This window comes from Paramuribaculum intestinale, from assembly GCF_030759015.1.
Taxonomy (GTDB): Bacteria; Bacteroidota; Bacteroidia; order Bacteroidales; family Muribaculaceae; genus Paramuribaculum; species Paramuribaculum intestinale.
This window is the reverse complement of sequence record NZ_CP098825.1, coordinates 2,926,351-2,940,212: the sequence shown is the minus strand read 5'-3', so window position 1 is coordinate 2,940,212 and position 13,862 is coordinate 2,926,351. Positions and strand designations below refer to the sequence as shown.

The window sequence follows — 13,862 nt, the reverse complement described above, 5'->3', positions numbered from 1 at the left end:
GTTACTTATCGCATAGCGGTTTATGGCGTCGAGATAAAGAACTTTGCAACGGCAATAAAGCATCATCAGGAATTCCCGAAAAAAGCGCGGCCCAGAACGAGTGACGCATTGTAAAAGTCACTAATTTTGCGTCATAATCAAAAAAAAATTATTGCTGTCCGGTAAAACTTTGACATGATAGGAAATGGACTATTTTTATCTCATACAGCATGAAACAGACTCGTATAGATGTCTTTTAAGGGCTTTTTGATGCTTAATGCTACCAATTTCACATCGCCTCAAATGACAAGCCCTTTTTCGTAAAACAGGTGTAACTTATTATATTTGTAGAGAATATATGATTTTGTCTTTTTTTACCGGACAGCAATAAAAAAAAATAAAATCATGGACACATATTTACAGCTTACTGGAATGGATCTTAATGAAAATGGCGAATGGGTCGATGTGCCTTTAGAGAATGTAGTACCCAAATGGCTCTATGAAAGTCTTATGGAGGACGAGGATGAGGACGAGTACGAGGATATAGGCGATGACTACTGTGTGCCGATCCCATATATTCAAGACGATTTCAAGGCATGGCTGATGAACAAGCGCGGCATTTCGGCAAAAAGCGCTGACGATTATATACGCGCCTACTGTTCTGGTTATGAATCGGCGTTTGAAGAGGTTGGAATAGATCTATATAATCTGCTGAAATACATCTTTGAAGGAAAATTGGATTTTGAAGGAACATTGGATGAAACAGAGTCTGATCTGACAGAGGAAGATGCGCCCAAACTTGTTGAAATATACGTAGAGACAATGCTCGAAGATGAGGATGCCTATACGAAGGCTGAACTGCGCGCGATGAAACACTACCATGCCTTCATAGTAGAGGTGGCAGAAACCTTAGACAAGACTTATATCAACAAAAAAAGTCGTTCGCTGCCAAATGAAGATGAGTTCCGTTCATGGCTCGAAAACGAATATAAGATGAACTATGACAATGCAACAAAGATAGTCTCATCAGTAAAACGAATGGATCTGGAGCTTCCTTCATTGGTGTCTGAACCTATGACATTTCTGGATGTGCTCCGCGCTCTTCCTGCAGCCCACATGCGACCGAAATATCTCAATTTAGTACGAACAAAGCAGCAAGCTATTTATCATAGGATCAATTGCTCAGACAAGACCCTCCAAAATGGTTTTTCAAACATCAATTACTACATTAATTTCCTGAACAGCAAAAACATTGGCAGGTGAAAGAAAAAGAATTCTTTGACTGGCTCACAAAATCAGGACCACAAGAGAACTGCGCTTGCCCAATACATTGAGTTTAGACGCACAAGCCTGGCAGACACACCGTACACGAGCGATTCAGGTGACTGCGAAAAGCACTGAATCTAACGATGCCTCCACAGCATCGGATCAAATCTACAAATCGCCCGAAAAGACCTTTGAGGGGATGGAAAGAAGTCCATATATATTTCTTCGTGTTAAATTCAAACACTCTCTTAGAGAGTGTTTGAGCTTAACTTCTATTCACTCAAAGAGGATTTTCGGAGAGATTTGCGTGAGTTGATGAGGGAGCGATGCGGGCATCGTGACCGATGAAACTTGACGGAAATCGCCCGAAAAGACCTTTGAGAGGATAGAAAGAAGTCCATCTATATTTCTTCGTGTTAAATTCAAACACTCTCTTAACAACAAAAAAAAAAGAAAATTCCATGGGAAGAGACATCAATGGACGCGTTGCCCGTACGATAACGTCAGAGGCCGGGCTAAAAACTTATTACGAGCATCTCAATCACTGGAGAGTATGCTATGGCAATACGAATCCATTGGTAGTCCCTACACAGGCAGAAGCATTGGAATATCTAAAGCTGCAAGAAGAGAAAAACACATTCTTTTTTTGTAATGATCAAGATTCGCGCAGGAAGCAACGCCAGTTAGCAGCCTATGACACTAAATATGACTGGCGGCCTCGAAAGTCGGGTCAAGAAACTTCCGTCGGTATTATTTCACCTGCAGGCGAGCAGTTGTTGCCCAGTTCTTTTGCCGAGGTCTTTACTCAGTTTGATTCCATCAACGATAAGCCGGAATTTATCCCTGTATCAGATGGCCAAGCGTGGGGATTGGTTTCGTCAACAACTCCCCCGGTTCTGATGACGGATTTCAAATACAATGCGATAATTCCGGAAAGATGGGAGCGAAAACTGTTTTTCATTCAGGACAAAGCTACCCGGCAGTGGGGCGCACTTGAAATCTCACATCCGTTTTGCCATACGACACATTGTAGTGGCTCTTTGCCATTGCTGCAACCTCTGATGCCTCCCATCGCCGATGAAATATATGAAGACGAGCTAATGACGGATGATGAGCCGCTCATATTCTTTGTGACCCGACGAGGGGATAAAATCGGGATTATGACACGATTCGGCTATTCTGATATCGTATTTGACTCATACGACGCAAACGACACCGACTGCACCTTCAGGCTTATCCGAAACGACCGCAAGAGAGCACGTCGCGCCGACTATTGGCATCCCGACCCTACGACATATGCGATCCATCGCCGTAACGTCAGCGCCGCCAGGAGATAACATCGTGAAGTACAAACCGGCTCATATGCGGAACGATAGTGGGATACGATATTAAGATCCGGTATTAAGCTCCGGTGGGCGGGACGGGTGGAATTTGTGTGCGTATTTGAGATGAGATTTCGAAGAAATGATTAATTTTGCCTTTCGACAATCATTATACGCATTACACTACTACAAACACTGAACAGAAATGTCAGAATCCAAGAAATTCCTCCTGCAGGAATGCGATATACCGACCGCATGGTACAACGTGATCCCCGCCATGCCTGTAAAGCCGCGCCCGATGCTCAATCCGGCCACAAAGCAGCCGCTCACGGCCGAAGATCTCTTCCCGCTCTTCTCTGAAGAAGCAGCCCGACAGGAGATGAACTTCACCGACTCATGGATCGAAATTCCCGAAGAGGTCCGCGACCTCTACAAAATATGGCGTCCGACACCTCTGGTGCGTGCCCGTGGCCTTGAAAAAGCGCTCGACACACCTGCCCGCATCTATTTCAAGAACGAGAGCGTAAGCCCCGTCGGATCCCACAAGCTCAACTCGGCCATACCGCAGGCCTACTACTGCAAGCAGCAGGGAGTGACCAACATCACCACCGAGACCGGCGCCGGACAGTGGGGAGCCGCCCTTTCGCTCGCTTCGCGGATGTTCGGCCTCGAGCTGGCCGTCTACATGGTCAAGATCTCCTACAGCCAGAAGCCCTATCGCCGCTCCATCATGCAGACCTACGGAGCGGAGGTCATCGCATCGCCGAGCATGTCGACCAAAGCCGGACGAAAGATCATCACCGAGCACCCCAACTATCAGGGATCGCTCGGCACAGCCATCAGCGAGGCCGTGGAGCTCGCCATGTCGACCCCAAACTGCAAATACGCCCTCGGATCGGTGCTCAACCATGTGGCGCTCCACCAGACCGTCATCGGTCTTGAAGCCGAGAAACAGATGGAGATGGCCGGCGACTACCCCGACATTGTGATCGGATGCTTCGGCGGAGGCAGCAACTTCGCCGGCATAGCGTTCCCGTTCATGCGCCACAACTTCGCCGGAGAGCGCGACACCACATTCATTGCCGCCGAACCGGCAAGCTGTCCGAAACTCACACGCGGAGTGATGCAGTATGACTTCGGCGACGAAGCCGGCTACACCCCTCTGATACCGATGCTCACGCTCGGACACAACTTCTCGCCGGCCAACATCCATGCCGGAGGACTCCGCTATCACGGAGCCGGAGCGGTCGTCAGCCAGCTCAAGAACGACGGACTGATGGATGCCGTCGACATACCGCAGCTCGAATCGTTCGCCGCCGCCACAGCCTTTGCCAAAGCCGAGGGAATAATCCCCGCCCCCGAGAGCGCCCACGCCATCGCCGCCACCATACGCGAGGCGCTCAAGGCCAAGGAGGAGGGACGTGAAAAGGTGATACTCTTCAACCTTTCAGGGCACGGACTGATCGACATGACAGCCTACGACAGATATATCGCCGGCGACCTCTCCAACCATGAGGTGACCGACGAGGAGGTGGCTGCCAACATAGCCGGACTCGAAAAAATCATCTGACAAGGCGCTCCGCCTTCGAACCATACCGCCCCCGCGTCAGTTATAACATCACAAGGCGCGGGGCTTAAGGCTTCGGCCGATCTCATGTTTCTCTATCATCAGCAAGGAATGACACGACCACTTATTTCATCCATAACGCTTCTGGCTGCGGCCTTCGCCATGCCTACGGCGGCCTATGCCACGGCCGGCGACTCATCGCGACAGAGCGCCGAAGCGACGTCAATGACAGTGAGCCTCGATTCGTGCCGTAACATGGCGCTACAAAGCAACAAACAGCTTCTCATCCGCAATGAAGCCGTCAACGCCGCCCATTTCGACAACCGGGCGGCCTTCGCGGCCTATCTGCCATCGATCGACTTTGCCGGAGGCTACACCTACAATCAGAAGAAAATATCGATCTTTGACTCCGATCAGCTTCTGCCGACAAAGACATTCAACCCCGCCACACAGAAATATGAGTTCAACCTCGCGAAAAACCCGCTGACCGGCGAGCCGCTAAAGCAGCCCGACGGGCAATATGTGCCCGAAACCGTGGCTCTGATACCAAAAGAGGCCATGACCTACGACATACACAACGTGTTTTTCGGAGCCGTGACCCTTACGCAGCCTGTGTACATGGGAGGCAAGATAGTGGCGCTCAACCGGCTGACGCACTTCGCCGAGGAGCTGGCACTCGAGATGAAGAGCAACGAGGCGCAGAACATCGTCTATGCCGTCGACGCCGCCTACTGGCAGGTGGTGTCGCTCAAAGCCAAGCAGCGGCTCACCCTGAGCTATGTGGCTCTGCTCGACACACTGCGCCATAATGTCAAGGCCATGGTCGACGCCGGAGTGGCCACTCGCTCCGACCTGCTGACCGTGGAGGTGAAGCTCAACCAGGCACAGGTCGACCAGACCAAGGTCGACAACGGACTGGTACTCTCGAGAATGGCGCTCGCCCAGCTCTGCGGACTCCCCGTCGACACCCGGCTCACCCTCGCCGACGAAGACGCCGACCTGACCCACGCGGCATCGTCGGCAACGATGGCCGCCTCATCCTACGACATGGACGAGGTGTATCAGCGACGCGCCGACCTGCGCGCCCTCGGCTATGGAGTGAAGATGCTCGAACAGGGCGAGAAAGTGGCCCTGTCGGCCATGCTTCCCAATCTGGCCATAGTAGGAGCCTACTCCTTCAGCAACCCCAACATGTTCGACGGATTCAAAAAACGCTTCTCGGGAGCATTCTCCGTCGGAGCCATGCTCACAGTGCCGATATGGCACTGGGGCGGCAACTACAACAAGCTGCAGGCCACACGCTCCCGCACAGCCATGGCACGCCTTGAGCTTGCCGACGCCCGCGAGATGGTGAGCCTGCAGGTGAGCCAGAGCGCATTCCGCGCCCAGGAAGCCCAGAAAACATTCCTCATGACCACCGCCAATCTGGCCAAGGCCGACGAAAACCTGCGCCAGGCCGACATCGGCTTCCGCGAAGGAGTCATGACCACCGACAACGTCATGGAAGCGCAGACGGCATGGCTCAAAGCCAACTCCGAAAACATCGACGCAATGATCGACGTGCGCCTCTGCGACGTCTACCTCTCCAAAGTGCTCGGCAACCTGCGATACTGACCATCCCGGCATGCCGCTATCGGGGGCTACCGCCCCACAAACCGACAAATACGCATAATAAAACCAACAACTACTGATTATATGGACGCTGAAAAGACCGAAAACCGATCGCTGATGTTCGGACTGATCGCCATCGTGGTCGTCACACTTCTGCTCGCCATCATAGGCTTTGTATTCATGCGCGAACCCGACGAGATCATCGAGGGACAGGCCGACGCCACTTCCGTGCGCATCTCAGGCAAACTGCCCGGACGCGTGGTCGAACTCATGGTGTCGGAAGGCGATATGGTGAAAGCCGGCGACACGCTCGTGCATATCCATTCGTCGCTCGCCGAAGCCAAACTGATGCAGGCCGAGGCCATGGAAAATGTAGCCGCCGCGCAAAACCAGAAGGTCGACGCCGGCACCCGCTCCCAGATCATACAGGCCGCCGCAGAGCTTGTGGCGCAGGCCAAGGCCGGAGCCACCATCACCCGCAAGACCTACGACCGGATGCAGCGCCTCTTCGAGCAGGGAGTCATATCGGAGCAGAAACGCGATGAAGCCAAGGCAGCCTACGACGCCGCCGTGGCCGCGCAGCAGGCTGCCGAAAGCCAGCTGAGTCTCGCCCGCTCCGGCGCGCAGAAAGAGGACAAGGAGAGCGCCGCAGCCCTCGTCACCGCCGCCCGCGGAGGAGTGGCCGAGGTTGAGAGCCTGCTCGAAGACCAGTACCTGACCGCACCCTGCGACGGCCAGATCGACCAGATCTACCCACAGCCCGGAGAGCTCGTCAGCCTCGGAGCGCCGATCATGAGCCTGCTGAAGATCGACGACAAATGGGTGACCTTCAACGTGCGCGAGGAACTTCTCAGCCAGATGAAGCTCGGCGACTCCATCACCGTGGAGATACCGGCTCTCGACCGCATGTCGGCCAAGGCACGCATCTACTACGTGCGCGACATGGGCAGCTACGCCACCTGGAGAGCCACCAAAGCCACCGGCGACTGGGACAGCCGCACCTTCGAGGTCAAAGCCCGCACCACCGACCAGATACCCGACCTGCGCCCGGGCATGACAGTGCTTTACCGCAAGAAATAACCTCCAAAGCCACATCACTTTCAAAACCCACACCCCGACAGCGATGCTCACCCCACTGCTTCAATCACTCGCCTACGGCTGGCGCAAGCTCTGTTCGCGCAAGCTCTGTTCGCGCAAGCTCTACATAGCCGCGATGGTCGTGGTGCCGGTAGCCTTTGCCATCTTCTTCGTGGATCTGATGAAGGAGGGACTGCCGCTGAAAGTGCCCGTATCGGTGGTTGACCTCGACCAGTCGCAGCTGTCACGCCGCATCACGCGCAATCTCAACGCCACCGAGCTGATCGACATCACCCACCGCGACCTCAGCTACAGCGAGGCGCTCGACCGCGTGCGCCGTGGAGAGACGTTCGGATTCTTCCTCATACCCCGCGACTTCCAGCGCGACGCCATATACGGCGGCGACGCCACGCTGACATTTTACAGCGACATGACAGTGTTCGTGCCCGGCACTCTCGCTTTCAAGGGCTTCAAGACCCAGGCCGTCACAACCGCCGGAGGCCTCGCAGCCACAAAGCTCACCAGCCTCGGCATAGGCGACGACGCCGCCCGCGCCCTCATACAGCCCGTGGTGATCAATTCCAATCCCATCGGCAACCCATGGCTCAACTATCTGATATATCTGGCCAACTCGTTCATCCCCTCGGTACTCTCCCTCATGGCGCTGCTGCTCACCGCCTACACCATCTGCGACGAGATCAAGCGCCAGACATCACCGCAGTGGCTGCACACCGCCGGAGGATCCATGACGATAGCCCTCGCCGGCAAGCTCATTCCGCAATGGGCCATAATGACCATAGTGGGATTTTTCTGCCAGTCGGTCATCTACGGTTACTGCAACTGCCCGCTCAACTGTCCGCTCTGGCACATGCTGCTCGCCATGGCTCTGATGGTCATGGGCTCGCAGGCATTCGCCGTGACAATATGCTGCGCCGTGCCCAACCTGCGGCTCTCGCTGAGCATCTGCTCGCTGACCGGCATCCTCACCTTCTCCATAGCGGCCTACTCATTCCCGGTGTCGAGCATGTACCCCGCCGTAGGCATCTTCAGCTACATACTGCCGATGCGCTACTACTTCCTCATCTATGCCGACCAGGCTCTCAACGGCATACCGCTCTATTATTCGAGATGGTACTATGCCGCGCTGCTCATGTTCCCGATAGTGGCCCTGCTCCCCCTGCGCCGGCTCAAGAAACATTGTCTTAACCCCGTTTATGTACCCTGACGCATCATGAGCCACACACGCGACAACTGGCTGACATCGCTCTTCAGAGTCTGGCGGAGAGAATTCTATCTGGTGTTTCACGACCTCGGAGTGATGCTCTTCTTCTTCGCCCTGCCGCTCTTCTATCCGATAGTCTACACGCTGATCTACAACCCTGAGCTGATCCGCGACATGCCTATCGCCGTGGTCGACCACAGCCGCACGGCTCCCAGCCGCGAGCTTGCCCGCATGGTCGACGCCACCGACGGCCTGAAAGTCTACCAGTATGCCCCCGACATGGAGGCCGCACGCCGCATGATGAACCGCAAGGAAGTGTACGGCATACTCGAGATCCCCGCCGGCTACGCCAGGCAGCTCGGCCGCGGCGAACAGGCCAACGTCACATACTACGCCGACGTCAGCCTGCTTCTGCGCTACCGTCAGGCATTGTTCAACCTCACCGACCTGCAGATGGCCATAGCCACCCGCCACCAGCAGGAGAAGATCGCCTCCGGCGGACTGCTGCTCCAGGACATCGGCGGCTCGCCGATCGACACCCAGTCGGTAATGATGGGCGACCCCACCCAGGGCTTCGCCTCGTTCATCATGCCCGGAGTGCTCGTGCTCATACTTCATCAGAGCCTGATACTCGGCGTGGCTATGCTCGCCGGCGGTTCTGCCGAACGCCGCCGGCGCAACGGCGGCCTCGATCCTATGTCGGTCGACGCTCCGGCCTCCGCCACGCTTATCGGCAAGACCCTCTGCTACACCACGATCTACACACCCATGGCGCTCTATGCCCTCCATTTCGTGCCATGGATGTTCACCCTGCCCCACCTCGATTCGATGCTCGACAGCCTTGTCTATATCCTGCCGATGACCGTAGCCGCCTCGATGCTCGGCTTCTGCGTGGCCTCGTTCGTCACCGAGCGCGAAGCCTCGCTGATGGTAGTGGTGTTCACATCCGTAGTGTTTCTATTCCTCTCCGGACTCACATGGCCGCGCTACGCCATGGGGGCGTTCTGGCAGCTTGTCGGCGGCTTCATCCCCGCCACATGGGGCATAGAGGGATTCATCCGCCTCAACTCAAACGGAGCCACATTCGCCCAGCAGAGCCATCCCGCCATGATGCTATGGGGACTGGCGGCGCTCTACTTCGCCGTGGCATGGATACTGACGCGCCGCTTCGGGCTGTTCGCAGGCGCCAGGCGCACCTCGCCCCGCACCGTCTGATCCACCCACACCGGCAGCACAACACATAGCCACTGACAGCTAAAACGCCTAAAAACGCCGGACTGCGACAACTCCGGCGTTTTTAGGCCGCACAGAGGCTGTTATTAGGAAAATAATGGCTAAATTTGCAAAAAATTGCATCAAAGCATTCATACCAAGCACCCACATACAAGCTTATGACCAATATTCTTGAACTGAGCGAACAGGAAATAGTGCGCCGCGGAAGCCTCGAAGAGATGAGACGACTCGGCATTGAACCATATCCGGCTGCCGAATACAAGGTGACAGCCTACACCGACGAAATCAAACGCGACTTCAGCGACGACGCTCCCGCACGCGATGTCACCGTGGCCGGACGCGTCATGAGCCGCCGTGTCATGGGCAAGGCGTCATTCATCGAACTTCAGGACTCACGCGGCCGCATACAGATCTATGTGAGCCGCGACGACCTCTGTCCGGGCGAAGACAAGGAGTTATACAACACCGTAGTGAAGAAACTTCTCGACATCGGCGACTTCATCGGAGTGGAGGGATTCGTGTTCCGCACCCAGATGGGCGAGATCACAGTCCATGCCCGCAGCATCACCGTGCTCGGCAAGTCGCTGCGCCCGCTTCCGATCGTCAAAGTGAAAGACGGTGTGACCTACGACGCGTTCGACGACCCCGAGCTCCGCTACCGCCGCCGCTACGTCGACCTCGTGGTCAACGACGGCGTCAAGGAGATCTTCATCAAGCGCACCAAGGTCTACAACTCCATGCGCGAATACTTCAACACAGCCGGCTACATGGAGGTCGAGACCCCCATACTGCAGTCGATACCCGGCGGAGCATCGGCACGTCCGTTTGTGACCCATCACAACGCGCTCGACATACCGCTCTATCTGCGCATAGCCGACGAGCTTTATCTCAAGCGTCTGATCGTGGGCGGATTTGAAGGCGTCTACGAATTCTCCAAGAACTTCCGCAACGAAGGCATGGACCGCACCCACAATCCGGAATTCACATGCATGGAGATCTATGTGGCCTACAAGGACTACAACTGGATGATGGACTTCACCGAGAAGATGCTCGAAAAGATATGCCTCGACGTCAACGGCACCACCGAAGTGAAAGTGGGCGACAACGTCATATCGTTCAAGGCACCGTTCAAGCGCGTCACCATGATCGACTCGATAAAGGAATTCACCGGCATCGACATCACCGGCATGAACGAAGAACAGCTGCGTCAGGTGTGCGCGCAGCTCGACATCGAAGTCGACCCCTCTATGGGCAAAGGCAAGCTGATCGACGAGATATTCGGCGAGAAGTGCGAAGGTCGCTACATACAGCCCACATTCATCATCGACTACCCCATCGAGATGTCGCCGCTGACCAAGCGCCACCGCAACAACCCCGAGCTGACCGAACGCTTCGAACTGATGGTCAACGGCAAAGAGCTGGCCAACGCCTACTCCGAGCTCAACGATCCCATCGACCAGTATGAGCGCTTCGTAGAGCAGATGAAGCTCAGCGAGAAAGGCGACGACGAAGCCATGATCATCGACAAGGACTTCATCCGCGCCCTCGAATACGGCATGCCGCCTACATCAGGCATGGGCATCGGCATGGATCGCCTGGTGATGCTCATGACCGGCCAGACCACCATACAGGAAGTGCTCTTCTTCCCACAGATGCGTCCCGAAAAGACCGCCCGGCGCGACACTCCCGCACAGTTTGCCGCCGCAGGAGTGGCCGAAGAATGGGTGCCCGCACTCCACAAACTCGGAGTGCTGACCCTGCAGCAACTCGCCGCGACAGCGTCGGCGGGCAAACTGCAGCAGGATCTATGCGGACTCAACAAGAAGTTCAAGCTCGGACTGACCAATCCCTCGGCCGATGACGTAAAGCAGTGGATCGCCACCGCAGCATCGGCATCGACCGAAGAATGACATCCGCCACCACAGCGGAGAGCCGCCGGCCGACACCTGCCGACGGCGGCTCCCCTGCCGGAGCGGGACAACTGATCATCAACCATACCATGAAGTGTTTCAACGACCGACCGACGGCAACAGCATTCAGACCGAACGCTGCCGGACGCCTGTCAAAACCGATTACCCACCTATGAACTTTCCAGGTACAATAGCCGTCATGGGCGGAGGAAGCTGGGCCACGGCTCTGGCTAAGCTCCTGCTCGAAAACTGCGAATCGATCATCTGGTATATGCGGCGCGACGACCGCATAGCCGACTTCAAGCGCCTGCGGCGCAATCCGGCCTACCTGAGCGACGTCATTTTCGACATAGAGCGTATCGAATTCTCGTCGGACATCAACGAAGCGTGCCGCAATGCCGACACGCTGCTGCTGGTCATGCCGTCGCCATATTTCAAAGCCCACGTCGACAAGATCACCATCGATATATCCGACAAATATGTAGCATCGGCCGTCAAAGGGATCGTACCCGACGGCAACCAGCTCATATCCACATACATGCAGCGACGGTTCGGAGTACTTCCCGAACGCACCCTCGTAGTCAGCGGACCATGCCATGCCGAAGAGGTGGCACTCGGCCGCCAGAGCTATCTGACCGTCGGAGGCCACGACCTGTTCATGGCCGAGAAATTCGCCTCATGCCTTAGCGGCAAGACCCTCAAGACCATCACCTCAAGCGACGTCGACGGCATTGAATACGCCGCCGTGCTCAAAAACGTCTACTCCATAGCCGCCGGCATAGTCCACGGACTAAAGAACGGCGACAACTTCCTGGCAATGCTCGTCAGCAACGCCATCAGGGAGATGGAACGCTTCATCTACACCGTCTATCCGCGTCCGCGCCAGATATGCGACTCCGTGTATCTCGGCGACCTGCTCGTCACCTCCTACTCACGCTTCAGCCGCAACCATAATTTCGGCTCGATGATAGGCCGCGGCTATTCCGTCAAGGCAGCCAGGATGGAGATGGAGCAGACCGCCGAAGGATATTACGGCACCAAATGCATCCACGAGATCAACGAGCGCTACGACGTGCCTATGCCGATACTCGACGGAGTGTTCGACATACTCTACCGTGGCATCAACCCCTCGAAGGCCATCGCCAAGATGAGCGACACGTTCATCTGATCCATCCGGTGAACACTACTCCCCGTTCGACCGTTATACACCGAAGGAGCATCCGCCGCCTGACGGCAGTGCATATTACAGAAACTTATCACTTTATCAAATGGATACCATCAAAGTAAACATCAGCAACGCTTTCGGCTCCATAACCGAAAGCACCGTAAGCGCCATGCTGCCTGAAGCATCCGAAGCGCTCGCCAAAGTCGACAACGGCAGCGGAGCCGGCAACGACTTCCTCGGATGGGTGAAACTCCCCTCGGAAACCACAGCCGACCTCGTCGACGACATCATAGCCACAGCCGAGCGTCTGCGCAAGGAGTGCGAATATGTGGTGTGTGTAGGCATCGGGGGCTCATACCTCGGCGCCAAGGCAGTCATCGAGGCCCTGAGCGACTCGTTTGCAGCCTACCGCTGCGACAACGGCGCTACGAAAGTGGTGTTTGCCGGACAGAACATCGGAGAGGACTACATGCATGAGCTGCTGCAGCTCCTCGACGGCAAGAGATTCGGCATAGTGGTGATCTCCAAGTCGGGCACCACCACAGAGCCGGCAATAGCCTTCCGTCTGCTCAAAGAGAAGCTCGAGCAGCAGGCCGGCAAGCAGAAAGCCGCCGAACTGACCGTAGCCATCACTGACGCCAAGCGCGGCGCCCTGCGCCAGCTCGCCACCGAAGAGGGCTACAAGACATTTGTCATCGCCGACAACGTGGGCGGACGCTTCTCGGTGCTCACCCCCGTAGGTCTGCTCCCGATCGCAGTGGCCGGCTACGACATCCGCGCACTCCTTAACGGAGCCGCCGAGATGGAGGCCGCCACAACCGCAGCATCGCTCGACAACCAGTCGCTGCTCTACGCCGCCACCCGCAACGCGCTCTACCGCGCAGGCAAAAAGACCGAGATACTGGCCAACTTCAACCCCAAGCTCCATTATTTCGGCGAATGGTGGAAGCAGCTCTACGGCGAGAGCGAGGGCAAGGACGGCAAAGGCATATTCCCCGCTGCGGTCGACCTCACCACCGACCTCCACTCCATGGGCCAGTGGATACAGGAGGGTGAGCGCACCATATTCGAGACCGTCATCTCCGTAGCCGCGTCCGACCATGAACTGCGCGTCCCCGCCGACAGCGACAACCTCGACGGACTCAACTACATCGCAGGCAAGCGTATCGACGAGGTCAACAAAATGGCCGAGCTCGGCACACGCATAGCCCATGTCGACGGCGGAGTGCCCAACATCCAGATCACACTTCCGGCGCTTCAGGAGAAATGGCTCGGACAGCTCATCTATTTCTTCGAGAAGGCCTGCGGCATAAGCGGCTACCTGCTCGGAGTCAACCCCTTCAACCAGCCCGGCGTAGAGGCCTACAAACGCAACATGTTCGCGCTGCTCGAAAAGCCCGGCTACGAAAACGAGACGGCCGCCATACGCGCCAAGATGTAAACCGACACAGACTCTGACGCGACCTCACTGCAGACGTCAGACTCACGCTACGACACAAAAACCGTCCCC

General features: G+C 56.0%; 11 protein-coding genes. All 11 read left to right on the top strand.

The genetic code is table 11. The features are described 5' to 3' along the window. Window positions 1–384 precede the first annotated feature (384 nt). The gene (locus NF347_RS13180; RefSeq protein WP_107681418.1) at window positions 385–1,242 is read left to right on the top strand and encodes a hypothetical protein; all 858 of its coding nucleotides are present in this window, start codon (window positions 385–387) and stop codon (window positions 1,240–1,242) included. Window positions 1,243–1,706: 464 nt separating this feature from the next. Further along, window positions 1,707–2,582 carry a hypothetical protein gene (locus NF347_RS13175; RefSeq protein ID WP_133166432.1) on the top strand — a complete coding sequence of 292 codons (876 nt, stop codon included), beginning with the start codon at window positions 1,707–1,709 and terminating at the stop codon, window positions 2,580–2,582. A gap of 190 nt (window positions 2,583–2,772) precedes the next feature. Next, entirely contained in the window at window positions 2,773–4,137 is a 1,365-nt protein-coding gene (locus NF347_RS13170) for a TrpB-like pyridoxal phosphate-dependent enzyme (protein ID WP_107035968.1), read from the top strand. Window positions 4,138–4,245: 108 nt separating this feature from the next. Next, window positions 4,246–5,748, top strand: coding sequence for a TolC family protein (locus tag NF347_RS13165; RefSeq protein ID WP_107681845.1), 1,503 nt, complete (start codon window positions 4,246–4,248; stop codon window positions 5,746–5,748). An 81-nt stretch (window positions 5,749–5,829) separates the two neighbouring features. Beyond that, window positions 5,830–6,825 (top strand): HlyD family secretion protein, encoded by a 996-nt coding sequence (locus tag NF347_RS13160; RefSeq protein WP_274946224.1) that lies wholly within the window; start codon window positions 5,830–5,832, stop codon window positions 6,823–6,825. A 43-nt stretch (window positions 6,826–6,868) separates the two neighbouring features. After that, complete coding sequence (locus NF347_RS13155; RefSeq protein ID WP_107035966.1) at window positions 6,869–8,047, top strand: ABC transporter permease; 1,179 nt, start codon at window positions 6,869–6,871, stop codon at window positions 8,045–8,047. Between the two features lie 6 nt (window positions 8,048–8,053). Beyond that, window positions 8,054–9,259, top strand: a complete 1,206-nt coding sequence (locus NF347_RS13150) for an ABC transporter permease (RefSeq protein WP_107681871.1) — start codon at window positions 8,054–8,056, stop codon at window positions 9,257–9,259. A 176-nt stretch (window positions 9,260–9,435) separates the two neighbouring features. Further along, on the top strand, window positions 9,436–11,187 hold the full coding sequence (lysS, locus tag NF347_RS13145; protein ID WP_123541649.1) for a lysine--tRNA ligase: 1,752 nt from the start codon (window positions 9,436–9,438) through the stop codon (window positions 11,185–11,187). Continuing rightward, a complete protein-coding gene (locus NF347_RS13140) occupies window positions 11,184–11,363 on the top strand; it encodes a hypothetical protein (protein ID WP_107035963.1) in 180 nt (59 codons plus the stop codon). Before lysS ends, NF347_RS13140 begins: the two co-directional genes overlap by 4 nt. Further along, window positions 11,360–12,355: an NAD(P)H-dependent glycerol-3-phosphate dehydrogenase gene (locus tag NF347_RS13135; RefSeq protein WP_107035962.1), complete on the top strand. Its 996-nt coding sequence runs from the start codon at window positions 11,360–11,362 to the stop codon at window positions 12,353–12,355. Before NF347_RS13140 ends, NF347_RS13135 begins: the two co-directional genes overlap by 4 nt. A gap of 100 nt (window positions 12,356–12,455) precedes the next feature. After that, on the top strand, window positions 12,456–13,793 hold the full coding sequence (locus NF347_RS13130) for a glucose-6-phosphate isomerase (RefSeq protein ID WP_107035961.1): 1,338 nt from the start codon (window positions 12,456–12,458) through the stop codon (window positions 13,791–13,793). Window positions 13,794–13,862 lie beyond the last annotated feature (69 nt).